Source organism: Paraburkholderia graminis C4D1M, assembly GCF_000172415.1.
In the GTDB taxonomy this organism is placed as follows: domain Bacteria; phylum Pseudomonadota; class Gammaproteobacteria; order Burkholderiales; family Burkholderiaceae; genus Paraburkholderia; species Paraburkholderia graminis.
In genome coordinates this window covers 62,537-88,017 of record NZ_ABLD01000006.1, presented here as the reverse complement: position 1 = coordinate 88,017, position 25,481 = coordinate 62,537, and the positions used below count along the sequence as shown (strand labels likewise).

Genomic DNA, 25,481 nt, shown 5'->3' with positions numbered 1-25,481 from the left:
TGGCCCGCGTGAAGCTCAAATCGACACGCAGATCTTCCCGAAGTGCACACCCGACGCCTCGTGCCTGAACGCATCCGCGAGTTGCGCGAGTTCGAACGTGCTGTCGATCACCGGCTTGATGCCCGTCACTTCGAGCGCGCGGATCATATCGCGCTGGTCCTGCCGGCTGCCGACGATCAAGCCTTGCAGCCGCTGTTGCCGCGCCATCAGCGCCGCGGTCGGCACGGGGCCGGCGCGACCCGTCAGCACGCCGATCAGCGCAATATGCCCGCCGATCCGGCAAGCCGTGATCGACTGCGGCAACGTGCCGGGACCGCCCACTTCGATTACATGATCGACGCCTCGTCCGCCGGTCAGCGAGCGCACTTCCTTGCCCCATTCGGGATTGTCGCGGTAGTTGATCGTATGATCGGCGCCGAGCGCGCGCAGCTTCTCGAGCTTCGCATCCGATGAAGACGTCGCGATGACCGACGCGCCCATGGCTCTCGCAAGCTGCAAAGCGAAGATCGACACGCCGCCCGTGCCGAGCACGAGCACCGTGGCGCCCGCCTTCAACTGACCGTCGACCACGAGCGCCCGCCACGCGGTGAGCCCCGCGGTGGTGAGGGTCGCGGATTCGGCGTGGCTATAGCCTTGCGGCGCATGCGTGAAATACTGGCTCGGCAAAACGACGACTTCGCGCGCATAGCCGTCGACGCCGTCGCCCGGTGTGGTCGTGAAGTCGCCGATGGCGGGCGGGCCGTTCTCCCAGAACGGGAAGAAACACGACACCACGTGATCGCCGGCCTTGAATCCGTCGACGCCTGCGCCGACCGCCTCGACGACGCCCGCGCCGTCCGCCATCGGAATGCGCCCGGCCTCGGCGGGCAGCACGCCGCTGACGACGCCATAGTCATGGAAGTTCAACGAGCTCGCGTGAATGCGAACCCGAAGCTGGCCCGCGCCGGGCTGTCCAGGATCGCTGATATCGACGACCTGGAGACTATCGACGCTGGCGGGTGATCCGATCTTGACGGCTTTCATGTGGCGGCTCCTTTAGGTTTTATCAGGCGCTCGACGCGCGCCCTGCTTCGCCAAAGAATATCGCAAGCAGGTTTTGCATGTCGGCGAGCGCGGCATCGCGAACCGTGCGTTTATGCTTGTTCTACTGGGCCAACGCGAACGAGCGATGCCACCCCACTAGCGCACAAAAGAGCCGTACGTCTTGCCCAGTTCATAACGACGCTTCAACTCGTCGGCGATACGCGCGATGACGTCCGTCCAATTGTCCCGCTCCGGCTGCGTGAAGATGCGCACGCCCGGATACCACGGACTGTCTTCGCGATCGCGCAGCCAGCGCCAGCAACCGGCGAAGCGATTGAGCAGCCAGACCGGCTTGCCCATTGCAGCGGCGAGATGCGCGACCGACGTATCGACGGAAATGACCAGATCGAGGTTGTCGATAATCGCCGCGGTGTCCGCGAAGTCCGCGACTTCATCCATCCAGTCGATCAAGTAAGGTTTCGTGGCGGCGCTCGGACGCTTCGCGAGGTCGTCGGTCTTTTGCAAGCTGATCCAGCGAAGCGGCGACGACGCGAACAATGGCGCCATTTGCGCCGAGCTCAGACTGCGTGCGCGGTCTTCGGTAAGCCCCGAGTGACCGCCCGCCCACACGACGCCGACGCGCGGCAGCCCTTGTTGCGGCAACGCGTCGAGTCTCGCGCGCCAGGTCGCGGAGCGCTGCGGGTCCGCGCACAGATATGCGTCGGCCGGGATGTTGTCGAGGCGCGTGCCGAACGCGAGCGGCAGCGACATCAACGGACATTGCCAGTCCCATTGGCTGATGTCCGGCATGACGTCGTCGAGCATCACGAGACCTGGCCAGCGGGCGCACAACGACTCTTCGTAAAGCCGCCGCAACGACGGCGGGCAGATATAGCCCACCTGGGCAAAGCGTTCGAGCGCGAGCGGCAGATAACGCACGAATTGCAGGCTGTCGCCGTGGCCCTGCTCGGGCAACACCAGCAGACGCGCGCCGCTCGCGTTCAGGCCATGCGCGCCGCCCACCACGTCGGGGCGCTCGCCCTTCCATTGCGGCAACGGCAGTTGCGGCGCCTGCGACGCGGGCTGCCCGCGCGCATCGACGAAATTCGCGGTGCGCTCCTCGAAGTACGGCCACGCCTCTTCATAGCGGCCCGCCGCGAGCAGCACCAGGCTGAGACTCGCGCGCGCACCGCGATTCGCGGGATCGAGCGCGATGGCTTGCCTGATATGCCGCTCCGCGTCGCTCAACGAGCCCAGATCCTTGACGACGACGCCGAGGTTCGCATGCGCCTGCGCGTAGTCCGGCTTCAGCTCGATCAAACGCCGATAGACAGCCGCGGCCTCGTCGGCACGCCCTTGCAATTGCAGCGCCACGCCCAGGTAGTAGTGAAGCGGGAGCGAATCCGGCTGATGGACAAGTCCCGCCTTCGCGGTCTGTGCGATGCTCGCGAACATGCGCAGCTTGATCTGGACGAGGCACAGCATGTCGAAGAACGGCGGCTGCGGCTCGACTTCGATCGCGCGCTCGATCCAGCGCTGCGCCAACGGAAGCTGATCCGACGCGAGCGCCACCAGCCCACGCGCATAAAGAGCCCCGGCGTGCGTCGAATCGTGCATGATGATCCGGTCGAGCAGCGCCTGCGCCGTATCGAGCCGGCCTGCGATGCGCGCCTCCTCCGCCTCGTTGAACCAGAGCGAGATGACTTCAGACGAGACTTCAGATGACAGCGGAGTTGGGCTTTGCATGATCGCAAGAATGAGATTGCGTTGATGAACCGTGGAGGCGTTGCCCGGGCACGGGCTGCGAACGCTGCGTTACTGCGAGCTGCGTCGATTATCGATGCCCCGCGCGGGAACCTGTGTAGGACCGTTCCGAATCGGACGCGCACATTGGCGTCAGCAATAAAGTAAAAACGCCGGGATACGGACTTGACCTTACCCCCGTGGGAAGGTCCAAGATCGCCCTGAGATTTATCTCAGGAGATTCGAAATGGAACTGGAATTAGCGGTGAAAGATATGTCGTGCGGCGGCTGCGCCAACTCGATCGCTCGCGCGCTCACCGGTGTCGATCCGGCTGCGGCCGTCGAAATCGACGTGTCCACAAAAATCGTCAAGATTGCTTCGACGCTGCCGGCCACGCAACTGATCGAGGCGATCGAAGCGGCGGGCTTTCATCCGTCGATAAAAAACTGATCATGTATGTTTCGCTCGACAGAGCTTTTAAACGGGAATCGACTATGAACAAATTTCGCGCGTTTCGCCCGCTTCGTGTCCTATGCGTATCGGTATCCGCCGGCCTCGCATGCGCCGTTGCCGCCGTGCCTGCCCATGCGCAGCACACGGCGTCCATGCCCGGCATGGATATGTCCTCACCGGCCGATGCCGGCTCGGGCGACTCGACGCCGGCATTCAAAGCCGCCGACGACAAGATGATGAAGAACATGAGCGCGCCGGCCTACACCGGCGACGCCGACAAGGACTTCGTCGCGCACATGATCCCGCACCACGAGGGCGCGGTCGACATGGCGCAGGTCGAGCTCAAGTACGGCAAGGACCCCGAACTGAAGCGCCTTGCCAGGAACATCATCAAGGCGCAGCACGAAGAGATCGCCTTCATGCAACGCTGGCAGGCGAAACACGGCGCGAAGTAGTCTCGCAGGCGAGGACGGAGCCGCTCAGTGCTGGGTGGCGCCCGCTCCGGAACCGGCTTCCATGTCGTCCGCCAACGCGTCGTCTGCCGACTCCGCCTGCTCGGCGGCCGCGCTGTTCGCGGCCTCCTGCAGCAGGCGCGCTGCATGGCTCGCCGTGATGCGCTTGCGGGCAACTCCCTTTGCATCCAGTCCGATAACCTGGAACAATTCGCGGTCGCACTCGAGTTCCTGCCGATACTGCTCGCCAGTACTGACGAGTAATTCGAGCATGCTCTGCTGACGGAGGCGCTCGTCGGTCGTGACGGCAGGATTCCTACATATCGTGGACGCAAGTGCAACCAGCGTATCCAGTTTGCTCATCTGCCGGTCACAGAAATGGAAAGCCGACAACGCGAGCTTTTCGTACTGGAGAGCATCGACAGGCGGGCGAGAATCGGCTTGCGGCGGCTTCTTGTTCTTACTCATTGTGCGATCTCTCTAAGACATCAGTGGGTCGCCCGCATCCTGCTGCTGGACGATGCGGTTACGATCGCAGGCGGTCAAACCTGGTCATCGGTTGTTCTTCAACGGGCTGTTGATTATAGCGAGTACCGAGCCGTGAAAGTACAACCAGGCAAGCTAAATATGACGATGTTTCGTCACCCGAATTATTTCGTTTAGCCTGGCAGCCGCGATCGTCCATCGACGCACAAATCCGAGATACGTCGCACGGCTAAACAGCCGCGGGCACCCTCACCCAACCTTCCATCAACACGCGCGCGCTGCGGCTCATTACCGCCTTCTTCACGACCCACTCGCCGCCTGCGAGCGCCGCCTCGGCCCCGACTCGCAGCGTGCCCGACGGATGCCCGAATCTCACGGCTTCGCGCTCGCCGCCGCCGGCCGCCAGGTTCACCAATGTGCCCGGAATCGCCGCCGCCGTGCCGATTGCGACCGCCGCCGTGCCCATCATCGCGTGGTGCAGTTTGCCCATCGACATTGCGCGCACAAGCAAATCGACATCGCCCGCATTGATCCGCTTGCCGCTCGACGACACGTAATCAGCGGGCCGCGCGACGAACGCAATTTTCGGCGTGTGCTGCCGCGTCGCGATTTCGTCCAGATTCTTAATGAGTCCCATACGCAGCGCGCCATGAGCGCGAATCGTCTCAAACATGGCCAGCGCTTTTTCATCGCTATTGATGGCGTCCTGCAACTCCGTGCCCTTGTAGCCGATCGCTTCGGCATTCACGAAAATGGTCGGAATGCCGGCGTTGATCATCGTCGCCTTCAACGTGCCGACGCCCGGCACGTCCAGGTCGTCGACGAGATTGCCCGTCGGGAACATCGAGCCGCCCGCGCCGTCTTCTTCCGCGGCCGGGTCCATGAATTCGAGCTGCACTTCCGCAGCCGGAAACGTCACGCCGTCGAGTTCGAAGTCGCCGGTTTCCTGCACCGCGCCGTTCGTCATCGGCACATGCGCAATGATCGTCTTGCCGATGTTCGCCTGCCAGATGCGTACGGTCGCCACGCCATCGCGCGGAATGCGGCTCGCGTCGACCAGGCCCGCGCCGATCGCGAACGGTCCGACCGCCGCCGACAGATTGCCGCAGTTGCCGCTCCAGTCGACGAACGGCTTGTCGATCGACACCTGGCCGAACAGGTAATCCACGTCATGATCGGGCCTGCTGCTTTTGCCGACGATCACGGTCTTGCTCGTGCTCGACGTCGCGCCGCCCATGCCGTCAATCTGCTTGCCATACGGATCGGGGCTGCCGATCACGCGCAGCAGCAGCGCGTCGCGCGCGGCGCCGGGCATTTGCGCCGCGTCGGGCAAATCCTGCAAGCGAAAAAACACGCCCTTGCTCGTGCCGCCACGCATGTACGTGGCCGGAATCCTGATTTGCGGTTGATGCGCCATGAAAGTGTCCTGAAACGTAATCGTGATCAAGCCGCCGCTCGCGACGACTCCAGAAAGTCCTGCGCAAAGCGCTGCAACACGCCGCCGGCCTCGTAGATGGAAACCTCTTCGGCGGTATCGAGCCGGCACGTCACCGGCACCTCGACGCGCTCGCCGCTCCTGCGATGAATCACCAGCGTCAGGTCCGCGCGCGGCTTGCGTTCGCCGACCACGTCGAAAGTTTCGGTGCCGTCAATCGCGAGCGTGATGCGGTTCACGCCTGGCTTGAACTCGAGCGGCAACACGCCCATACCGACGAGGTTCGTGCGGTGAATGCGCTCGAAGCCTTCGGCCACGATCGCTTCCGCGCCGGCCAGGCGCACGCCTTTCGCTGCCCAATCGCGCGACGAACCCTGACCGTAATCCGCGCCCGCGATCACGATGAGCGGCTGCTTGCGCTCCATGTATGTTTCGATGGCTTCCCACATGCGCGTGATCTTGCCCTCGGGCTCGATGCGCGCGAGAGAACCGGCCTTCACCTTGCCGTCCACCACGACCATCTCGTTCTTCAAGGTCGGATTCGCAAACGTCGCGCGCTGCGCGGTCAGGTGATCGCCGCGATGCGTCGCGTACGAATTGAAATCCTCTTCGGGCAAGCCCATTTTCGTGAGGTATTCGCCCGCTGCGCTGTCCGGCAGAATCGCGTTCGATGGCGACAGGTGATCCGTCGTGATGTTATCGCCGAGCACGGCAAGCGCACGCATGGCCTTTAACGTGCGCTCGCCTGCCAATGCGCCTTCCCAATACGGCGGACGGCGAATATACGTGCTCGTCGGGCGCCAGTCGTAGAGCGGGTCGGCTTTATCTCCAGTGTCGACGGAAACCGCGAACATCGGCTCATACACTTTGCGGAACTGCTCGGGCTTCACGCTCGAAGCGACGATAGCGTCGATCTCTTCGTCCGACGGCCAGATGTCCTTCAACGTCACCGCATTGCCTTCGGCATCGACACCGAGCACGTCCTTTTCGATGTCGAAGCGAATCGTGCCCGCAATCGCGTACGCGACCACCAGCGGCGGCGACGCGAGAAACGCCTGCTTCGCAAAGGGATGAATGCGTCCGTCGAAATTGCGGTTGCCCGACAGCACGGCAGTCGCGTAAAGATCGCGCTCCACGATCTCCTTCTGAATGACCGGATCGAGCGCGCCCGACATGCCGTTGCACGACGTGCACGCATACGCGACCACGCCGAAACCGAGCTGCTCGAGTTCGGGCAGCAAGCCGGCTTCTTCCAGATACAGCGTGACGGCTTTCGAGCCCGGCGCGAGCGATGTCTTCGCCCACGGCTTGCGAGTCAATCCGCGCCGGTTCGCGTTGCGCGCGAGCAGACCGGCCGCAATCATGTTGCGCGGATTGTTGGTGTTCGTGCAGCTTGTAATGGCCGCGATGATCACCGCGCCGTCCGGCATCAGGCCCGGCTCGTTTTCAACTTTGCCGCTGATGCCGCGCGCGGCCAGCTCCGAGACCGGCAAGCGCCGATGCGGATTCGACGGCCCGGCGAGCGTGCGCACGACCGTGGACAGATCGAATGTGAGCACGCGTTCATACCCGGCATGCTCGAGGCTGTCGGCCCACAAGCCGGTTTGCTTCGCATACGTTTCGACGAGCGTCACGAGTTCGTCGTCGCGGCCCGTCAGCTTCAGATACTTGATGGTCTGTTCGTCGATATAAAACATCGCGGCCGTCGCGCCGAATTCGGGCGCCATGTTGGCGATGGTCGCGCGGTCGCCGAGCGTGAGCTTCGTCGTGCCTTCGCCGAAAAATTCCAGGTACGCGCCGACCACTTTCTCTTTGCGGAGGAACTCGGTGAGCGACAGCACGACGTCGGTGGCGGTGATGCCTTCGCCGGGCTTGCCCGTCAACTCCACGCCGACGATATCCGGCAGCCGCATATACGACGCGCGGCCGAGCATCACGCTTTCCGCTTCGAGTCCGCCCACGCCGATGGCGATCACGCCGAGCGCGTCGACCATCGGCGTATGCGAGTCCGTGCCGACGAGCGTATCGGGAAACGCCACGCCGTCTTGCACCTGCACGACGGGGCTCATGCGTTCGAGGTTGATCTGATGCAGGATGCCATTGCCCGGCGGAATCACGTCGACATTCCTGAACGCGCGCTTCGTCCAGTCGATGAAATGGAAGCGGTCTTCATTGCGGCGATCTTCGATAGCACGATTCTTCGCGAACGCATCGGGATCGAAACCGCCGCATTCCACCGCAAGCGAATGATCGACGACGAGTTGCGTCGGCACTACCGGATTGACGAGCGCCGGGTCGCCGCCCTGCGCGGCAATCGCGTCGCGCAAACCTGCGAGATCGACGAGCGCGGTCTGGCCGAGAATGTCGTGACACACGACGCGCGCGGGAAACCACGGAAAATCCAGCTCGCGTTTGCGCTCGATAATCTGTTTCAACGACGCGACGAGCGTCACCGGATCGCAGCGTCGCACGAGATTTTCCGCGAGCACGCGCGAGGTGTACGGCAGCTTGTCGTAGGCGCCGGGCTGGATTGCGTCGACGGCGGCGCGCGCGTCGAAGAAATCGAGCTCGGTGCCGGGAAGGCGTTTGCGGTAGGCAGTATTCATGGCTTGGGGACGATCGGTAATGAAGCGCAAACAAAGGCGGCGGCGTGCGTCGAGCGCGCCTTAAGGGCCGGCGCGTTCCGGTATTTAAAGCAGGCGCTTCGGTCTAGTGTAGCTCGCGGCTGCGAAAGCGCGGCCTCGGTTCGTTATCGAACCGAGGCCGTCAACATCAAACGCGTTTTTCGAGCGGCACGAACGACAAATCGTCAGGTCCGGTGTAATTCGCGCTCGGACGAATGATCTTGTTGTCGATCCGCTGTTCGATGATGTGCGCGCTCCAGCCCGCAGTGCGTGCGATCACGAAGAGCGGTGTGAACATGGCCGTCGGCACGCCCATCATGTGGTACGAAACCGCGCTGAACCAGTCGAGATTCGGAAACATCTTTTTCACTTCAGCCATAACTGTTTCAAGACGCTCGGCGATATTGAACAGCTTATTGTTGCCCGCTTCTTTCGACAGCTTCTTCGCGACTTCCTTGATGACCTTGTTGCGCGGGTCCGAGATCGTATAGACCGGATGGCCGAAGCCGATCACCACTTCCTTGTTCTCGACACGTCTACGAATGTCGGCTTCCGCTTCGTCGGGCGTCTGATAGCGCGACTGGATTTCGAACGCCACTTCATTGGCGCCACCGTGTTTCGGGCCACGCAGCGCGCCGATTGCGCCGGTAATTGCCGAGTAAATGTCCGAACCCGTGCCCGCGATCACGCGGCCGGTGAACGTCGACGCGTTGAACTCGTGTTCGGCATACAGATTGAGCGACACATGCATTGCCTCGACCCACGACTTCGGCGGCTCGACACCATGCAGCAGATGCAGGAAGTGGCCGCCGATCGAATCGTCGTCGGTTTCGACTTCGATGCGCTTGCCGTTGTGCGAATAGTGATACCAGTAGAGCAGCATCGAGCCGAGCGACGCCATCAGCTTGTCGGCGATGTCGCGCGCGCCCGGCAGGTTGTGATCGTCCTTTTCCGGCAGCACGGTGCCGAGCACGGACACGCCGGTGCGCATCACATCCATCGGATGCGCGGCGGCGGGAATCCATTCGAGTGCGGCCTTGACGTTCGCGGGCAGGCCGCGCAACGCCTTCAGCTTCGTCTTGTAGGCGGTGAGTTCAGCCTGCGTCGGCAGCTTTTCATGCACGAGCAGATACGCGATCTCTTCGAACTCGCAATTGCCCGCGATGTCCAGAATGTCGTAGCCGCGGTAATGCAGATCGTTGCCGGTCTTGCCAACCGTGCACAGCGCCGTGTTGCCCGCGGTCACGCCGGACAGCGCGACGGATTTTTTCGGTTTGAACGCGCCGGCGTTGGTGGTGCTGGTGCTGTTGTCTGCTTCGCTCATCGTTGTCTCCAGATGCGTTAGGGATTCTCGAACGCGGCCTTAAATGCAAGGAACGGGCCATCGTCGCAGGCTTGCGCTAAGTGCCTGATTTGTCACGGCGGACTGCTTTGCGCGAAACGGCGCACGTTTCGGCAATGAAATCATGAAATTTCATTTTTGAAACCGACGCGCGCATAATAGCCGGACCCTGCCACTCACCTCGCGCGAGCCGCAACTTGAGCACTCCATCGTTCGATACAGCCCGACGCCCGCGCATCTGGGCGCTCAGCATCAGCCGTCTGCGCGACCTGTTTATCGACATCGCGGGCGAATACGTGGAACGCGCGGATCTGCGCATCGTCGCCCAAGGTTTCGAAGACGCCGTGCGCGAAATCGACGCCGCCGGCGCGGGTCGTCCCGACGTCGTGATTGCGGGCGGCTCCAACGGCGCTTACCTGAAAACGCGCGTCGCGGTGCCGGTCGTAATGATCACGCCGACAGGCTTCGACGTCATGCACGCGCTCGCCCGCGCGCGCCGCGACGGCGCAAAGGTCGCGCTGGTCACGCACGGCAACACGCCCGACGAAGTGCGCCGCTTTGTCACGGCGTTCGGGCTCGACGTGACGTTCGCCTCGCATCAATCCGCGCAGGACGCCGAAAGCGTCGTGCTGGACCTGCGCGATCGCGGCATCGACGTGGTCGTCGGCCCCGGACTCGTCACCGATCTCGCCGCGCACGCCGGCATGGGCGCGGTGTTTCTGTACTCGCGCGATTCGGTGCGCGCCGGCTTCGACACGGCGCTCGAAGTCGCGCAGGCGACGCGGCGCGAAACGATACGCCGTCAACGGCTCGACAACCTGCTGCAACACTTGCGCGATGGCGTCGTCGCGCTCGACGCCGAGGGGCGCGTCGAGGCGATGAACCAGCGTCTTGCCGCCGTGCTCGGCGTCGACGCCGCTAATGCAGCGGGCCGCGCGCTGCTCGAACTCGCGCCGGATCTGGCCGGCAGCTTGCCCGACTCGGACGGCGACGCGTTCTGCACCGTGCGCGGCGCGAGCTACGTCGTGCATCGCGGGCCGCTTGCGAGCGGCGGCGCAGCGGCGGGCGCGGTGCTGACGTTTCAGGAATCGCGCGCGGTCGAACGGCTGGACCGCACGCTGCGTTCGCGTCAACGCGTGCAGCAGTTCAGCGCGCGTTACCGCCTGGAAGATATGGTCGGCGCGGCGGAATCCATGCAGCGCGTGCGCGCGCTCGTGCAGCGCTACGCGAGGTCGGACGCGACCGTGCTGATTCTCGGCGAGAGCGGCACAGGCAAGGAAATGGTCGCGCAGAGCATGCATCAGTTGAGCGCGCGGCGCGACTTCGCCTTCGTCGCAATCAATTGCGGCGCGTTTCCCGAGGCGTTGCTCGAAAGCGAACTGTTCGGCTACGAGGAAGGCGCGTTCACCGGCGCGCGCAAAGGCGGCAAGGCGGGGCTCATCGAAGTCGCGCACCGCGGCACCTTGTTTCTCGATGAAATCGGCGAGATGCCGTTGTCGTTGCAGAGCCGTTTGCTGCGCGTATTGCAGGAGCGCGAAGTCGTGCGGCTCGGTTCGACCGAACCGACGCGCGTCGACATTCGCGTGGTTGCCGCGACGCACCGCGCGTTGACCGAGGGTATCGAAGCAGGCCGCTTCCGCGCCGATCTTTACTACCGGCTCAACATTCTCAGCATTGCGCTGCCGCCGCTGCGCGAGCGTCCAACCGATCTGCTGCCGCTTGCCGCCGAACTGCTGTTGCAAGCCGCGGCGCGTGAGCCGAGGCTCGCCGCGCGCCTGCCCGACGCCGCTGCCGCCGAACGCATTCTGGCCGCGCTCGCCGAGCCGTTGCGGCGTTACGCGTGGCCGGGGAATGTGCGCGAGTTGCAGAACGTGATCGAGCGGATTGCAGTGGAGCTTGCCGAGATGGAGTCAGACGCCGACTCGCCGGCGGAGACGCAACCGCTGATTACGCGAGACATGCTGCGGACCATCGCGCCGGAAATCGTCGAACCGCAGCAGCCGCGCACGCAGAAGACCGCGCTTACGTTGCGCGAACGCAGCCGTCATGTCGAAGCCGATGAAATCCGCGCCGCGCTGGCTGCGCACGACGGCGACCGCGACGCGGTGTGCGACGCGCTCGGCATCAGCAAGACGACGTTATGGCGGAAGCTGAACGGGGCGCGCTAGCTTTTGCGATGCTCGCGGCGGCGCCGTGCTTGCCCGCATTAACCGCCGCGCGCTGCTGGATGAACATGCTCGGCGTCATGCCGCAGCATCGCTTGAAATGCCGGCCAAAATGGCTCTGATCGAAGAAGCCGACCTCGGTCGCGACCACCGAACCAGGCACGCCTTCGAGCAACAGCATCTGTGCCCGCTGAATCCGCACGCCGCACAGATAGCGATACGGCGACGAGCCGTACTGCTGCCGGAACACCGTCGCAAAGCGCGACACGCTGAGCGCGGACAGCGCCGCGAGTTGCGCGAGCGTCACCGGCTCGTTGAAATGCGCTTCGATAAAAGCCCGCGCGGCGTTGAGGCTGACGGACTGTTTCATGACGTCGCGATGGGCTCTTTTGCAAAACGCTGGATGGAGAACCTGTCGAGCGGAATCGGCGTGCTGCCCGTATCGACGAGTTCCGCCATCGTCTCGCCGACGCCCGGCCCGATCTGAAAGCCCGAACCGCTGAAGCCGAACGCGTAGAAGAGTCCGTCGACCTTGCTGCTCGGGCCGATCACCGGTTCGCTGTCAGGCAGATAACTTTCCACGCCGCTCCACACGCGGATCACATGCAACGGCGCGAGCGCGGGCACGAGCCGCCGCATCTGCGCGAGCTGGCGCACCGTGTTCTGCGGCAGCACCGACGCGCGGCTCGTCGCGGCATCGGCCGGACCCGCGGGACCGCCGCCGACGATGATATTGCCGCGCGGAATCTGCCGGAAGTAAATGCCCTCCTGCTTGATCGACGTGAACACGCCCATCGACGATTTGAAGACGTACGGCACCGGCTCCGTCACGCACATTTGCGGTCCGCTTACGACGAGCGGCGCGCTTTCGCCGAACTGTTCGGTCAGACGCGTGGCCCACGCGCCCGCGCAGATCACGAGTTGCGCCGCGCGATACACGTCGCCGCGCGCGCTTTCCACGCGAAAGCGATCGCCCTCTTTTTCGACGCGCACGATCTCCGTGTTCTCGATCACCTGCGCGCCGAGCCGCGCGGCCGCGCGTCCGAACGCGGGCGCGGCGAGCCGCGGATTCGCGTGGCCGTCGAGCGGCGAACTGGACGCCGCCAGCACTTCGCGGCTCAGAAACGGAAAACGCCGGAACAACGCGTCGCCATGCAGCACTTCGAGCTCGAGCCCGTAGGCGCGCGCGTCGATTGCATATTGGTCGAAATTCTCGACGTCCTTCTGGTGATAGCACACGCGCGTATGGCCGACCGGCAGGAATTCGACGTCCTCGCCGAGCAGTTCCGCCGAACGCTGCCAGGTGCGCAGCGCGCGATTGGCCATCGCGAGTTGCGGCAATGCGCGGCCTTGCCGCCGCACGCCGCCGAAGTTCACGCCGCTCGCCTGCTGCCCGGTCAGTCCGCGTTCCAGCAGAATCACCGAGCGATTGCGCCGGCGCAAAAAGAACGTGGTCGTCGTACCCATGATGCCGCCGCCGATCACGATGACATCCGCTTCGTTGCGAGTCGCGCTCATTGCGCTGCCTCCTCGGTGAGCGCCACTGGCAGCGGCTTGACCGGCGCCTGGCCGCGCAGGCGTCCCACGGAAGCGAGCGGCACGCACGCCGCCGCGGCAATGACTTCCGCGCCCGCATGTCCGCAATAACGCCCCTGGCAACGTCCCATGCCGACGCGCGAAAACGCCTTCGCGCGATTGGCTTCCTGCGCGCCGGTTTCGCGAACGACGCGGCGCAATTCGCCCGCCGTGATCGCTTCGCAGCGGCACACAATCGTCTCGTCCGGCAACGCGGCGGCGAATTGCGCGGGCCACGGAAACGCTTCACGCAAGCCCGCGGCAAAGCGCGAGAAGCGCGCGAGCTCGTCGCGCAAACGCTGCATATCGCCGATGCCCGCCGCTTGCACGCCGTGGTCCTGCAGCGCGGCGAGCGCGGCGAGGCGGCCCGACCGTTCGGCTGCGTCCGCGCCGCGCACGCGCGCGCCATCGCCCGCGAGATAGACGCCCTTGACGCTGCTGCGGCCATCGCTGTCGATTTGCGCGAGCCACTGCTGCGCGGCGTCGTCGAAGATAAAACGGCAGCCGGCGAGATCCGCGAGCTGCGTTTCGGGGCGCAAGTGATAGCCGAGCGCAACGGCGTCGCACGCGAACTCGATGCGCTTGCCGCCGGCCAATGCGACTTCGACGCCGCTCACACCCGTTTGCGGCGAACCTTTGATTTCGACGGGCTGCACGCCGCGATAAACCGGCACGCCCGCCTTCGACAACACGCGCGTCAACGCAATGCCTTTTTTCAGCGCGGCGGGAATCGCTAAGAGTCGCGGCAACGCGGCGATGCGCTGCATGAACGTCGACGTATCGAGCACCGCCGCGATCTGCGCGCCGGCCTTCACGTATTGCGCGGACACGAGGTAGAGCAGCGGCCCGCTGCCCATCATCACGATGCGCGAACCGATCGCGCAGCCCTGCGATTTCAGCGCGACCTGCGCGCCGCCGAGACTATAGGTGCCCGCCTGATGCCAACCCTTGACGGGCATGAGCCGATCGGTCGCGCCGCTGCACACGATGAGCGCGTCGAACGGCAGCGTGCCGTAACGCGTGCCGCTCACGGTATGCACCGCGTTCGCCGAAATATTCCAGACCAGCGTTTCGGGCAAATAGTCGATGCTGCGTTTCAGCGCATCGAAGCCCGTATGCAACGACGCCGCGCGCTCGGCCTCGGTGCCGTACAGCGTGTCGTAGCTGCGCGAAAAGCCTTCCGGTTGACGCCGGTAGATCTGTCCGCCGTCGCGCCGGCCTTCGTCGATCACAGTCGGGCGCAGACCCGCTTCGACGCATGCCTGAGCGGCGCGCACGCCCGCCGGCCCCGCACCGATGATGACTACACGCGGGGCCATACGCCCTCCCCGGCTTCAGCGAGACTCGTGACGATCGACATGCCCGGCGCCGCCGGCGTGCTGCACGCGCGCACGCGCTCGCCTTGCGCGGTCCACACCCAGCAATCCTGGCACGCGCCCATCAGACAGAAACCGGCGCGGCGGCCGTCGCCGAATTCGGAGTCGCGCAGCGTGGTGCCGTTGGTGAGCAGCGCGACCATCAGCGTGTCGCCTTCGGCGGCTTCGCGCACTACGCCGTCGACGGTAATCGGAAAGGTCTTGCGACCGGTTTCCGCGAGCCGCACAAATCGCTGGTTCATGCCGGGATCGTCTCCACGTTTTGCAAACGGCTCAACTCGGCCGCCGAGTGATGACAAAGAATCTCCGCGCCCGAAGGCAGTTTCTTCAGCGACGGCGGCGTCATGTTGCAGATACCGTCGATGCGCACGGGACAGCGCGAGCGGAACGAACACAGCTCGGGCACGGCGGCGCTCTCGCCCATCGCGGGCAACTTGCAGGCGGCGACGTGGCGGCGCGCATCGAGCCAGCCCGGTTTTAGTTCGGGCACCGAATCAACCAGCAAGCCCGTGTACGGGTGATACGGCGGTGCGGCGAGCACGTCGCGCTGCCCGGCTTCGACACGCTGCCCGGCGTACAGCACGATCACTTCGTCGCAGATCGCGCGCACCGTCGAAATGTCGTGGCTAATGAACATGTACGAGACGCCCAGTTCGCGCCGCAATTCCGCGAGCAGATCGAGTATCGCGGCGCCCACTACCGTATCGAGCGCGGACGTGACTTCGTCGCAGAGAATGAGCGCGGGATCGGCGGCAAGCGCGCGCGCGAGGTTCACGCGCTGCTTCTGGCCGCCCGACAGGCCCGCGGGGGTGCGCGTTGCAATCGAAGCCGGCAGTTTCACCAGATCGAGCAACGCGAGCATGCGCTTCTTCGCCGCCGCGCCACGCAGATGGTGATAAAACGCGAGCGGCCGGCCGAGAATATCCGCGATCGAATGGCTCGGATTCAGCGCGGTATCCGCATTCTGAAACACGATCTGAATCTGCCGATACTGCTCCGGCGTGCGGCGCGATAGCTGCGCGGGCAACGGCTCGCCGTTGAACAGCACATCGCCGCGCGCACGGTCGACGAGACCCGCGACCACGCGTGCCAGCGTCGTCTTGCCCGAGCCCGATTCGCCGATCACGCCGAGCGCGCTGCCGCGAGCAATGCTGAGGCTCACGTCGTCGAGCACGCGCACGGCGGGCACGCCGTCACGGCCGATGCGTCCGTAGCCCGCCGACAGGCCGCGAATTTGCAGCAGCGGCGGCACCTGTCCCGCGCCGTCCTGCAACGCGGCCGAGGGCGCTTCCGGGCGGCGCGTCGCGGCGAGCAACTGGCGCGTGTAGGCATCCACGGGCGCATCGAGCACTTGCGCGACCGCGCCGTTTTCCTTCACCGCGCCGCCGTTCAGCACGACGATGCGGTCGGCCATCTGCGCGACGACGGCAAGATCATGCGACACGTACACCGCCGTCGTGCCGAGTTCGCGCACCACCTTCTTGAAGGCCGCGAGCACTTCGATCTGCGTGGTGACATCGAGCGCGGTGGTCGGCTCATCGAACACGACGACCGCCGGATCGGTGATCAACGCCATCGCCGCCATCAGACGCTGCAATTGCCCGCCGGAAACCTGATGCGGATAACGCTCGCCGATCGTCTCCGGCGCGGGCAGCGCGAGCGCGCGAAACAGTGCGATCGCTTTGGCGCGCGCGGCGTCTTTCGTCATCAACTGATGCAGCAGCGCGGGCTCGGTCACCTGATCCATGATCGTGCGCGCCGGATTGAAGCCCGCCGCCGCGCTCTGCGCGACATACGCGACCGTGCGCGCACGCAACGCGCGGCGTCCTTGGGCATCGAGCGAGAGCACTTCCACCTCGCCGATGCGCACCGAGCCGCCGCTGATCGAACAGCCCGCGCGTGCATAACCGAGCAGCGACAGCGCAATCGTCGTCTTGCCCGAACCGGATTCGCCGATCAGCGCGAGCACCTCGCCCTTCTTCACCGAAAAGCTGACGCCCTTGACGATCTCCGTCACCGGCCCGTGCGCCGCGCCCGCGACGACACGCAGCCCTTTCACTTCAATCATGTCCCGATCGGTCATCATGCGTCTCCGTGGCTACGGCTGCGACGCCGCAAGTTGTCGATCAGCAGATTCATGCCGATGGTCAGCGTGGCAATCGCGACGGCCGGCATCAGCACCGCAGGCGCGCCTTCGGACAAGCCGCCGATGTTCTCGCGCACGAGCGAACCCCAGTCGGCGTTCGGCGGCTGCACGCCGAGGCCGAGGAAACTCAGCCCGCTCAGCAGCAGCACGATGAACACGAAGCGCAGGCCGAAATCGGCGAGCATCGGATGGATCATGTTCGGCAATACCTCGACACGCGCGATATATAAGAGCCCTTCGCCGCGAGCCCGCGCAACCTGCACGTATTCGAGTCCCATCAGGTTCAATGCGAGCGAACGCGAGATGCGAAACGCGCCGGGAATGTAGGCGAGCGCCGCGACCGTCGTCAGCATCGGGATCGACGATCCGAATGCCGCGATCACGACGAGCGCAAGCACCTTGCTCGGAATCGAAATGAGCGCGTCGAACAGGCGGCTCAGCACTTCATCGACCCACTTGCCCGACACCGCGGCAAGCAGACCGAAGAACGTGCCGATCACGCTCGCGAGCACGGCCGCCGCGAGCGCGAGGCCGACCGTATAGCGTGCGCCGTACAGAATGCGGCTCAGCATGTCGCGGCCGAGGTAGTCCGTGCCAAGCGGATACGCCGCGCTGTAACGCCCGAAAATTTCCGTCGACGTCAGCGCGCCGCCCTGGTAAGGCGCGACGAGCGGCCCGACGAACGCGACCAGCAGCCAGAACAGCACCATCACGAGGCCGAGTAGGCCGAGCACCGAAAAGCGGTGGACGAGGCGTTGCAGCGGGTTGTACTTCGCCGGTGCGCTCGTGGTTGCGGCATCGGCGGCCAGCGTTTCAGCCGCCATGTCAGCCGGTATATCGGCGACGAGTTCGTCGCGGCTCACGCCGTACAGTTCGGTGCCCGCGTGAGGGACGTGGTGATCAGGTTGGCTCATCATCGACGTAGCCTCGGGTTGGATACGATTTGACACAGGTCCGCGATCAGCACGAGCGCGAGATACGCGGCGCAGAACACCATCACGCAGCCTTGCACGAGCGGCATGTCGCGGTTCGTCACGGCGTCGACCATCAGGCTCGCGAGGCCCGGATAGTTGAAGATCGACTCGACGATCACCACGCCGCCGAACAGGTACGACAGGCTCAGCGCGACCGCATTCGCAATCGGCCCGATGGTGTTCGGCAGCACGTGCCGCAGCACGACGCGCACGGGCGACGCGCCCTTGAGCATCGCCATTTCCACATACGACGAATTGAGCTGGTCGAGTACCGCGGCACGCGTCATGCGAGCCATCTGCGCGACGATCACGCAGCACAGCGTCATGACGGGCATTGCATAGATACGCAATAACGCGCCGAACGAATTCACTTCGGACAGGTAAGACAGCGCGGGCAGCCAGCGCAGCTTCACGGCGAAGATCAGCACGGCGATGGTCGCGACGAGAAACTCGGGTACGGCTACCGTCGAGAGCGTCAGCACGTTCAATGCGCGATCGAGCAGCGAGCCGCGGAACATCGCGGACGAAATGCCGATCAGCAGCGCGAGCGGCACCGAGACCACCGCGGTCAAACCGGCGAGCACGAGCGAGTTCGGCAGACGCGTCGCGATCAACTGACTAACGGGCAGATTGTTCGACATCGACGTGCCGAAGTTGCCGGTGACGATATGAAAGAGCCACTGGCCGTAGCGCTGAAGCGCCGGCTGATCGAGCCCGAACTGATGCCGCAATGCGGCGACGGCCTCCGGCGTGGCGGCCTGGCCGAGCGCCTCTTGCGCGGCATCGCCAGGGAGCAGCCCTGTCACGCCGAACACGATGGCCGACACCAGCAGCAGCGTGAGCAGCGCGAGGCCGAGGCGCGCGGCGATGAGTCGTTGCGCGTGTGCTTTCATTGAAAGTCGCCTCCAGTTGAAGCATGCGCGCGGCGTCGCGGCGCCGCGCCAGTGCATGTATTGCGTGTATTGCGCGCAGGTGCGAAGTCGTGGCGCTCCGGCTCAACGAGCCGGAGCGCCTTCGCGTTACGCCTCTAGCCAGACGTTTTCCGCGAACGCAAAACCCATCAGACCGGCAAGCGGAATCGAACCGAGTCCCTTCAGCTTACTCGTATAGCCATCGAGCGAGCTATGAAAGAGCGGAATGCCGATGCCGCCGTTTTCATGCACGAGCACCTGCATGTCGCCGTAGATCTTCTTGCGCTTCGCGTCGTCCGGTTCGCCGCGCGCGGCGACGAGCATCTGATCGAACTTCGGGTTCTTCCAGTTGGCTTCGTTCCACGGCGCATCGGACTTGAAGAACTGCGTGAACAGCACGTCCGCGCTCGGGCGCGCATTGATGTTGCCGAAGCCGAGCGGATGCTTCATCCAGTGATTCGACCAGAAGCCGTCCGAGGGCACACGGCTCACCTGAAGGTTCAGGCCCGCGCGCGGCGCAGCCTGTTGCAGCAGCATCGCCATTTCGACGGAACCGTCCGCAGCCGGAGACGCGAACACTTGCAGCGGCGCCGAGCCGAGCTTGGCCTTCTGGAAATAGAACTTCGCCTTGTCGGGATCGAAGCCGCGTTGCGGCAGGCCGGCGAGATAGTATTTGTTGGTCGGGTCGATCGGCTGATCGTTGCCGATCGCGCCGTAGCCGCGAAACACCGAGCGGCGGATCTGCTCGCGATCCATCAGGTACATCATGCCGCGGCGGAAATCGTCGTTGCCGGTAATGCCGCCCTCGTCGCGAACGATCAGGTCCGTGTAGCCGCCGGTCTTCGTCTCCAGCACCTTGAAACCCGGCGCGGTCTTCAGGCGTTCAGCCGAATTCGGCGTAAGGCCGTTGATCAGTTGCACGTCGCCCGACAGCAACGCGTTCACGCGCGCCGATTCGTCGCCGATACCGATCAACTCGATCTCGTCGAGATACGGCATGCCCGGCTTCCAGTACTTGTCGTTGCGCACGCCGACCGTGCGCACGCCCGGCGAGAATTCCTTGACCTTGTACGGACCTGTGCCGACGGCCGTTTTGAAATCGCTCGTGCCGTCCTTGATGATGAGGAAGTGCGACGTCGCGAGAATCACCGGCAAGTCGGCGTTCGCGCCGTCGAGTGTGATCGTCACTTCGTTCGGGCCGGTGGCCTTCACTTCCTTGATCTGATCGGCGATCGTCTTTGCCTTCGAAGCGGTGGCCGGATCCTTGTGGCGCATGATCGAATAGACGACGTCGGCGGGCGCGAGCGACTTGCCGTCGTGGAATTGCACGCCGTTGCGCAGCTTCACGACCCATACCGTCGCGTCTTTCGTCTCGATGGATTCGGCGAGCGCCATCTTTGCGCCGAGATGGGAATCGAGTTCGGTCAGGCCGTTGTAGAACATGTTGCAGCGGACGTAATCGGTGCTGAGCGCGCCCTTCGCCGGATCGAGCGTGTCGGCCGCGGAGGCCGACTGCGTCGCCACGCGAATCTTGCCGCCCTGCTTCGGCTTCGCTTGCGCGAGCGCGGAACCGCTTGCGGCCATCAGCCCGGCGCCCGTCAGCGACATCATCCCGGCCGCGGTCAGCGCGCGCAGCACGTCGCGCCGCGACGCGCCTCTCGCTGTCAATTGCTCGAGCCCGTTGTCGAGGCCAGGAGCGCCGTGGGGTGAGTTTTCCTTATTCATCGAACTTCTCCGCGAGGTAAGGCAGTTGTGGGGGCTGCGTGGGTTTGTAGTTGTCGACTGCAACAGCGGGACTTCAATAGCGAGTGCAACAGCGGGACTTCAGTAGAAGATGTCCTTGATACGGTAGTACGTGCCGACCAGCGGCAAGAACCAGGGCTTGCCGGTGTGCCCAGGAATCGCGGCCCATTCGGACTCGTCCCACGGGTTGCGCTCCGCGCGGCCGTCCATCACATCGGCCATCACCTGACCCATGTGCGTCGACATCTGCGTGCCGTGGCCGCTGTAGCCCATCGAAAAATAGATGCCGTCGTGCTGCCCGGCATGCGGCAGGCGATCGGCGCTGATGTCGACGAGACCACCCCAGCAATAGTCGATGCGCGCACTTGAGAGCATCGGAAACATCGCGGCGAGACCTTGCTGCAGGATGCGCCCGCTCTTGGCATCGAATGGCCGCTCGGACGCCGTGAAGCGCGCGCGTCCGCCGAACAGCAAGCGCGAATCGGGCGTCACGCGAAAGTAGTTGTGCATCAGCCGCGTGGTCGTGTACGCACGCCGGTTCGGCAACGTCTGCACGAGCAAGGCGGGCGGCAGCGGCTCAGTCACGACGATGAACGAGCCGACCGGCGCAAGCCGCCGCCGATACCAGCCGAACGGTCCATGCCGCGACGGCCCGGTTGCGATCAGCACCTGCTTTGCGCGCACTTCGCCGCGCGCGGTGACGACACGATGCGCGCCGCCGTCTTTCACGATCGACGTAACCGGCGCGTGCTCATACAGTTTTGCTCCGCGCCGAACCGCGGCTTCAGCGAGCCCGACCGCGAACTTGCCCATATGCATCTGGCCGCCGTGACGATGCAGCAGCCCGCCGTAAAAACTGTCCGACTGCACTTCGCCGCGAATCCGCTCGCCGTCGATCAGTTCGATGTCGGGATCCACCGCGCGACGGATCAGATCCGCCGTCTTCTCCAGATGCGCAAAATGATGCGGCTTCGACGCGAGCTTGAGCTTGCCGGTCGCGGCGTAATCGCAGTCGATCTGTTCTTCGTCGATCAGACGCTCGACCGTATCGACCGCATCCGAATACGCGCGATAGCACGCGCTCGCACGCTCGAGGCCGAGTTGCGCAGCCAGCGCGACGAAGTCTTGCGCGACGCCCGTGTTCACCTGGCCGCCGTTGCGGCCCGAGGCGCCGCCGCCCACGCGTCCCGCGTCGACCACCACGACCGACGCGCCGCGTTTGCCGAGCGCGAGAGCCGCCGACAAACCCGTGAAGCCCGCGCCGATCACCACCACATCGGCGTCACCGTCGAGCGGGCCTTCGCACGCCGACACAAAGGGCGGCGCAGTGTCGAGCCAGTAAGAGTCGAGCTTCATCCTGTGCGGGTCCATGATTGCAATCAGCGAGGCAACGTGGCGGGCGGCGGGTTCGTCGCGCGCTTACAGGCCGAGTTCGGCGGCCAGTTCCGGAATGCCCTTCACTTCGTAGTACTGGTAGTACGGCGTCGACGGTTCATGGCCGCGGTTGATGAACGCCTTGTGCTTGACACCCATGTCGTGCACGGTCATCAGGTCGTAGCGCAGGCTCGACGACACATGCAGCACGTCTTCCGGATTGCACCCGAGCTTGTCGAACATGTACTCGAAGCCTGGCATGCGCGGCTTGTACGACTGCGCCTGCTCGGCGGTGAACACCGCATGGAACGGCGCGCCGAGTTTGTCGACGTTGCTCTGGATCTGATCGTTCGACGCATTCGACAGAATCACGAGCTTGTACTTCTTCGCGAGCCGCGACAGACCTTCGGGCACGTCGGGATGCGGGCCCCACGTCGGCACCGCTTCATAGATCTTTTGCGCGCCGGCTTCGTTGAATTCGACGTTCATGCGCGCGCACGCACGGCGCAGCGCATTGACCACGACGTCGCGATACGGCTTCCATGCACCCAGCACTTCGTCGCGGCGATAGCCGGCGTAGAACGCGACCAGCTTTTCGAGGTCGTCGCTCTTCAGAATGTGGCCGTACAGTTCGCGCGTCATGTCCGCCATGCGGAACTTGGTCAGCGTGCCGTAGCAGTCGAAGGTGATGTATTTCGGTTCGAATTCGATCATGGTGCAGTCGTCCTATCGTGGTAAGGAACTCGGCGTCGAGCTCATTGGCGAAAAGTAAAAGCTGATTCCTGTAAAAGATTTAATCAGCGCAAAAACATAGATGTTCCTGATTCGCGCGCTGCCTGTGACACAAACCATGCGTTTTGAGGCCGTTGCGCAGCAGAGTCTGCCGTGATCGGGCGCAACCCTTAGCCGGCGTGGGTTTGCGGCGTTACGAAGGGAATCTGTCGGGCGTCGGTCAGGCTGCAGGGCGGCGCAAGACCGCCCTTGCGTCACTGCCGCAAATCGATCAGCACGCTCTTGAAGCGCAGGTTCGCCTCGTAAGCCTGGCGGCCGAGATCCTTGCCGATGCCGGAGCGCTTGTAGCCGCCCGTCGGGATCATGAAGTCGGACGTGCGGCCATAGCGGTTGACCCACACGGTGCCCGCTTCCAGCGCGCGCACGAAGCGCAGCGCGCGGCCGAGATCGGCGGTATGCACGCCCGCGGCAAGCCCGTACTCGGGATGCTGCGCGAGCGCGAGCGCTTCTTCTTCGCTGTCGAAGGTTTGCAGCGTGAGCACCGGACCGAAGACTTCCTCGCGCACCGCCTCGGACTGAGCGGTGACATCGGTGAGCAAGGTCGGCGTATAGAACGCGCCCGCCGATGCGCCGCGGACCTCGGCACGCTTGCCGCCGTGGCGCAAGGTCGCGCCCGCGTCGAGCGTGCGCCCCACGATGCTTTCGATGCGCGCCGCCTGCGGCTCCGAAATGATCGGCGAGAGCGTCGTGCCCGCGGCCCAGGTCACGCCGGGCTTAAGCTCCGCAAAAATCCTGCCGATGCGTTCGGCCAGCGGCTCGGCGAGACTGCGCTCGACCAGCAGCCGCGAGCCCGCGACGCACACCTGCCCCGCGTTGCCGGTGATCGCGCCCGCGATGCGGCGCGCCACATCGTCCAGACGCGGCGCGTCGGCGAAAACGATTTGCGGGCTTTTGCCGCCCAGTTCGAGCGTGACTGGCTTGGTGCCGCTCGCCGCGCAGGCCGCCATGATCGCGGCGCCCGTGCGCGTCGATCCGGTGAACGTGACCTTGCTGATCTTCGGATGACGCACGAGTTCGTCGCCGGTCGTGCGTCCGTCGCCCTGAATCACATTGAAGATGCCGGCGGGCACGCCGGCCTCGACAGCCAGTTCCGCGAGGCGCAGCACGGAAAACGGCGTCATCTCCGAAGGCTTGAGGACGACCGCGTTGCCCGCGGCGAGCGCCGGGGCGATCTTCCACGAAGCCATCACGAGCGGGAAATTCCACGGCGCGATGGCGCCGATCACGCCGTACGGCTCGGCGATCGTCATGCCGAGATGATCGTGGTCGGTGGCCGCGACGTCGCCGCCCAGCTTGTCGGCGAACTCCGCGTAAAAGCGGATGCCCTCGGCGGTGAACGGCACGTCCCACGACACGGCCTGGGCAACCGGCCGCGTCGAGCCGAGTGCTTCCAGGCGGCCGAGCGCGGGTGCGTCGGCTTCGACCAGATCGGCAAAGCGCCGCATGATCCTCGCGCGCTCGCGCGGCGCCATGCGCGCCCAGCCGCTCGTACGAAACGCCTGCCAGGCGTTCTCGACCGCGCGATCCACCATGTCCGCGTCGGCGACCGGCACGCTCGCGTAGACGACGCCGTCGGACGGCCGCGCCACGTCCATGCGGCGCGTGCCCTGCCCGCTGCCTTCCACCCACTCGCCGCCGATGAAATGGCCGCTGCGAATCGCGACGTCGTCCGGATTGAAGCTGTCCATGAGAAAGTGTCCTAGTGAATGACGCTGATGGAAACCGCCTGCGCCGCGCCGTCGCCGCGACGCCCGCCATAAGTAAAATCGTAGAGCCGCGCGCCTGGCATATGTCGCCGACAAAAATCGCCGCGCAGCAGAACCCGCCTGTAATGCGGGCGCATACGGCATGTTTTGCATCGAATTGCGATGCGGCCTTGCGCGGCGCGCCGGATAGAAAGATCGTCCTAGTCACACCGCGCCGTGGATGACACAGTGACGCGTAAGCCTTTAGCCATTCAGGAGCACGGCGTGCCCGATTCGAAGACAGATCCGATAGCTGATCCGATCACATACAGACGCTTCACCCTCGACGACGTTGCCGCGGCGCATGCGTTGACGGTCGAACTCAAATGGCCGCATCGCGCGGACGACTGGAAGTTCGTCGCGCAACTGGGCGTGGGTTTCGTCGCCGAAGATGCGAGCGGCGTGATCGGCACCGCGCTTTGCTGGAAGTACGGCGCGGATTGCGCGTCGCTCGGCATGGTGATCGTGTCGCCGGCGCGGCAAGGGCTCGGCATCGGCAGAAAGCTGATGGAACTGCTGCTCGAGGAACTCGGCGGCCGCATCACCTTCCTGCACGCGACCGCCGCCGGTCAGCCGCTCTATGAAAAGCTCGGCTTTCGCGCGACGGGCACGCTCGATCAGCATCAAGGCGCGGCGTTCCAGCCGCCGCTCGTGTCGTTGCCGGCGGGCGAACGCTTGCGGCCGCTAGGGTCGAGCGACACGGCACGGCTCGTCGAACTGGCCTCACAGGCAAGCGGCCTCGATCGCGGCGAAGTGCTGCCCGCGCTGCTGGAAAACGCCGATGGCATCGCGCTCGACCGCGACGGCGAACTCGTCGGCTTCGCGCTCTTTCGCCGCTTCGGACGCGGCTTTGCGATCGGCCCGGTGGTCGCGCCTGCTTCGGAAGATTCGAGCCGCGCGAAGGCGCTGATCAGCCACTGGCTTGCGCTCAACGAAGGCGTGTTCGTGCGCGTCGACACGCCGGGCGACAGCGGCCTGACCGAATGGCTCGAACAGCTCGGGCTGCCGCGCGTGGACACGGTCGTCAGAATGGTGCGCAGTGCGCAACCGCAGAGCGTGGCGGCCAACGCGACACCTTATGTGCAATACGGCATCATCAATCAGGCGATTTTCTGACCCGT

General features: G+C 64.7%; 21 protein-coding genes. 4 read left to right on the top strand and 17 right to left on the bottom strand.

Going from position 1 to position 25,481, the window contains the following annotated elements:
- Nucleotides 1-15: 15 nt before the first annotated feature.
- The gene (locus BGRAMDRAFT_RS12690) at nucleotides 16-1,023 is read right to left on the bottom strand and encodes a zinc-dependent alcohol dehydrogenase family protein (protein ID WP_006049145.1); all 1,008 of its coding nucleotides are present in this window, start codon (nucleotides 1,021-1,023) and stop codon (nucleotides 16-18) included.
- Between the two features lie 156 nt (nucleotides 1,024-1,179).
- Nucleotides 1,180-2,769 (bottom strand): tetratricopeptide repeat protein, encoded by a 1,590-nt coding sequence (locus tag BGRAMDRAFT_RS12685; RefSeq protein WP_006049144.1) that lies wholly within the window; start codon nucleotides 2,767-2,769, stop codon nucleotides 1,180-1,182.
- Nucleotides 2,770-3,019: 250 nt separating this feature from the next.
- On the opposite strand from BGRAMDRAFT_RS12685, the gene BGRAMDRAFT_RS12680 reads away from it, so the two are divergent.
- Together BGRAMDRAFT_RS12680 and copM are read left to right on the top strand one after the other, a co-directional pair.
- On the top strand, nucleotides 3,020-3,217 hold the full coding sequence (locus BGRAMDRAFT_RS12680; protein WP_044021031.1) for a heavy-metal-associated domain-containing protein: 198 nt from the start codon (nucleotides 3,020-3,022) through the stop codon (nucleotides 3,215-3,217).
- A 44-nt stretch (nucleotides 3,218-3,261) separates the two neighbouring features.
- Nucleotides 3,262-3,675: a CopM family metallochaperone gene (gene copM / locus BGRAMDRAFT_RS12675; protein ID WP_006049142.1), complete on the top strand. Its 414-nt coding sequence runs from the start codon at nucleotides 3,262-3,264 to the stop codon at nucleotides 3,673-3,675.
- Between the two features lie 24 nt (nucleotides 3,676-3,699).
- Here the strand turns inward: copM and BGRAMDRAFT_RS12670 are convergent, their stop codons facing one another.
- The 4 genes from BGRAMDRAFT_RS12670 to prpC form a co-directional block, all read right to left on the bottom strand.
- Complete coding sequence (locus BGRAMDRAFT_RS12670; RefSeq protein WP_006049141.1) at nucleotides 3,700-4,140, bottom strand: hypothetical protein; 441 nt, start codon at nucleotides 4,138-4,140, stop codon at nucleotides 3,700-3,702.
- A 247-nt stretch (nucleotides 4,141-4,387) separates the two neighbouring features.
- Nucleotides 4,388-5,575 carry a 2-methylaconitate cis-trans isomerase PrpF gene (gene prpF, locus BGRAMDRAFT_RS12665; RefSeq protein WP_006049140.1) on the bottom strand — a complete coding sequence of 396 codons (1,188 nt, stop codon included), beginning with the start codon at nucleotides 5,573-5,575 and terminating at the stop codon, nucleotides 4,388-4,390.
- A gap of 26 nt (nucleotides 5,576-5,601) precedes the next feature.
- Entirely contained in the window at nucleotides 5,602-8,199 is a 2,598-nt protein-coding gene (acnD, locus tag BGRAMDRAFT_RS12660; protein WP_006049139.1) for a Fe/S-dependent 2-methylisocitrate dehydratase AcnD, read from the bottom strand.
- A gap of 166 nt (nucleotides 8,200-8,365) precedes the next feature.
- Nucleotides 8,366-9,541: a bifunctional 2-methylcitrate synthase/citrate synthase gene (gene prpC / locus BGRAMDRAFT_RS12655; protein WP_006049138.1), complete on the bottom strand. Its 1,176-nt coding sequence runs from the start codon at nucleotides 9,539-9,541 to the stop codon at nucleotides 8,366-8,368.
- A gap of 215 nt (nucleotides 9,542-9,756) precedes the next feature.
- On the opposite strand from prpC, the gene prpR reads away from it, so the two are divergent.
- On the top strand, nucleotides 9,757-11,727 hold the full coding sequence (gene prpR / locus BGRAMDRAFT_RS12650; protein WP_006049137.1) for a propionate catabolism operon regulatory protein PrpR: 1,971 nt from the start codon (nucleotides 9,757-9,759) through the stop codon (nucleotides 11,725-11,727).
- Here prpR and BGRAMDRAFT_RS12645 read toward each other — a convergent pair.
- The 11 genes from BGRAMDRAFT_RS12645 to BGRAMDRAFT_RS12595 all read right to left on the bottom strand — a co-directional run bounded on the left by BGRAMDRAFT_RS12645 (nucleotide 11,684) and on the right by BGRAMDRAFT_RS12595 (nucleotide 24,303).
- The gene (locus BGRAMDRAFT_RS12645) at nucleotides 11,684-12,094 is read right to left on the bottom strand and encodes a helix-turn-helix domain-containing protein (protein WP_006049136.1); all 411 of its coding nucleotides are present in this window, start codon (nucleotides 12,092-12,094) and stop codon (nucleotides 11,684-11,686) included. The two genes, prpR and BGRAMDRAFT_RS12645, sit on opposite strands and share 44 nt — an antisense overlap.
- Complete coding sequence (locus BGRAMDRAFT_RS12640; protein ID WP_006049135.1) at nucleotides 12,091-13,242, bottom strand: NAD(P)/FAD-dependent oxidoreductase; 1,152 nt, start codon at nucleotides 13,240-13,242, stop codon at nucleotides 12,091-12,093. Before BGRAMDRAFT_RS12640 ends, BGRAMDRAFT_RS12645 begins: the two co-directional genes overlap by 4 nt.
- Nucleotides 13,239-14,618, bottom strand: coding sequence for an FAD/NAD(P)-dependent oxidoreductase (locus BGRAMDRAFT_RS12635; RefSeq protein ID WP_006049134.1), 1,380 nt, complete (start codon nucleotides 14,616-14,618; stop codon nucleotides 13,239-13,241). Before BGRAMDRAFT_RS12635 ends, BGRAMDRAFT_RS12640 begins: the two co-directional genes overlap by 4 nt.
- The gene (locus tag BGRAMDRAFT_RS12630) at nucleotides 14,603-14,917 is read right to left on the bottom strand and encodes a (2Fe-2S)-binding protein (protein WP_006049133.1); all 315 of its coding nucleotides are present in this window, start codon (nucleotides 14,915-14,917) and stop codon (nucleotides 14,603-14,605) included. Before BGRAMDRAFT_RS12630 ends, BGRAMDRAFT_RS12635 begins: the two co-directional genes overlap by 16 nt.
- Complete coding sequence (locus tag BGRAMDRAFT_RS12625) at nucleotides 14,914-16,758, bottom strand: ABC transporter ATP-binding protein (RefSeq protein WP_006049132.1); 1,845 nt, start codon at nucleotides 16,756-16,758, stop codon at nucleotides 14,914-14,916. Before BGRAMDRAFT_RS12625 ends, BGRAMDRAFT_RS12630 begins: the two co-directional genes overlap by 4 nt.
- Nucleotides 16,758-17,738, bottom strand: coding sequence for an ABC transporter permease (locus BGRAMDRAFT_RS12620; protein ID WP_006049131.1), 981 nt, complete (start codon nucleotides 17,736-17,738; stop codon nucleotides 16,758-16,760). Before BGRAMDRAFT_RS12620 ends, BGRAMDRAFT_RS12625 begins: the two co-directional genes overlap by 1 nt.
- Entirely contained in the window at nucleotides 17,735-18,688 is a 954-nt protein-coding gene (locus BGRAMDRAFT_RS12615; RefSeq protein WP_006049130.1) for an ABC transporter permease, read from the bottom strand. Before BGRAMDRAFT_RS12615 ends, BGRAMDRAFT_RS12620 begins: the two co-directional genes overlap by 4 nt.
- A 126-nt stretch (nucleotides 18,689-18,814) precedes the next feature.
- Nucleotides 18,815-20,431, bottom strand: coding sequence for an ABC transporter substrate-binding protein (locus tag BGRAMDRAFT_RS12610; RefSeq protein WP_006049129.1), 1,617 nt, complete (start codon nucleotides 20,429-20,431; stop codon nucleotides 18,815-18,817).
- 99 nt (nucleotides 20,432-20,530) lie between these two features.
- Complete coding sequence (locus BGRAMDRAFT_RS12605; RefSeq protein WP_006049128.1) at nucleotides 20,531-21,805, bottom strand: NAD(P)/FAD-dependent oxidoreductase; 1,275 nt, start codon at nucleotides 21,803-21,805, stop codon at nucleotides 20,531-20,533.
- 63 nt (nucleotides 21,806-21,868) lie between these two features.
- The gene (locus tag BGRAMDRAFT_RS12600) at nucleotides 21,869-22,537 is read right to left on the bottom strand and encodes a haloacid dehalogenase type II (RefSeq protein WP_006049127.1); all 669 of its coding nucleotides are present in this window, start codon (nucleotides 22,535-22,537) and stop codon (nucleotides 21,869-21,871) included.
- Nucleotides 22,538-22,809: 272 nt separating this feature from the next.
- Complete coding sequence (locus tag BGRAMDRAFT_RS12595) at nucleotides 22,810-24,303, bottom strand: aldehyde dehydrogenase family protein (RefSeq protein ID WP_006049126.1); 1,494 nt, start codon at nucleotides 24,301-24,303, stop codon at nucleotides 22,810-22,812.
- A 306-nt stretch (nucleotides 24,304-24,609) separates the two neighbouring features.
- Here BGRAMDRAFT_RS12595 and BGRAMDRAFT_RS12590 point away from each other — a divergent pair, with 306 nt between their 5' ends.
- Nucleotides 24,610-25,476, top strand: a complete 867-nt coding sequence (locus BGRAMDRAFT_RS12590) for a GNAT family N-acetyltransferase (protein ID WP_044021029.1) — start codon at nucleotides 24,610-24,612, stop codon at nucleotides 25,474-25,476.
- Nucleotides 25,477-25,481 lie beyond the last annotated feature (5 nt).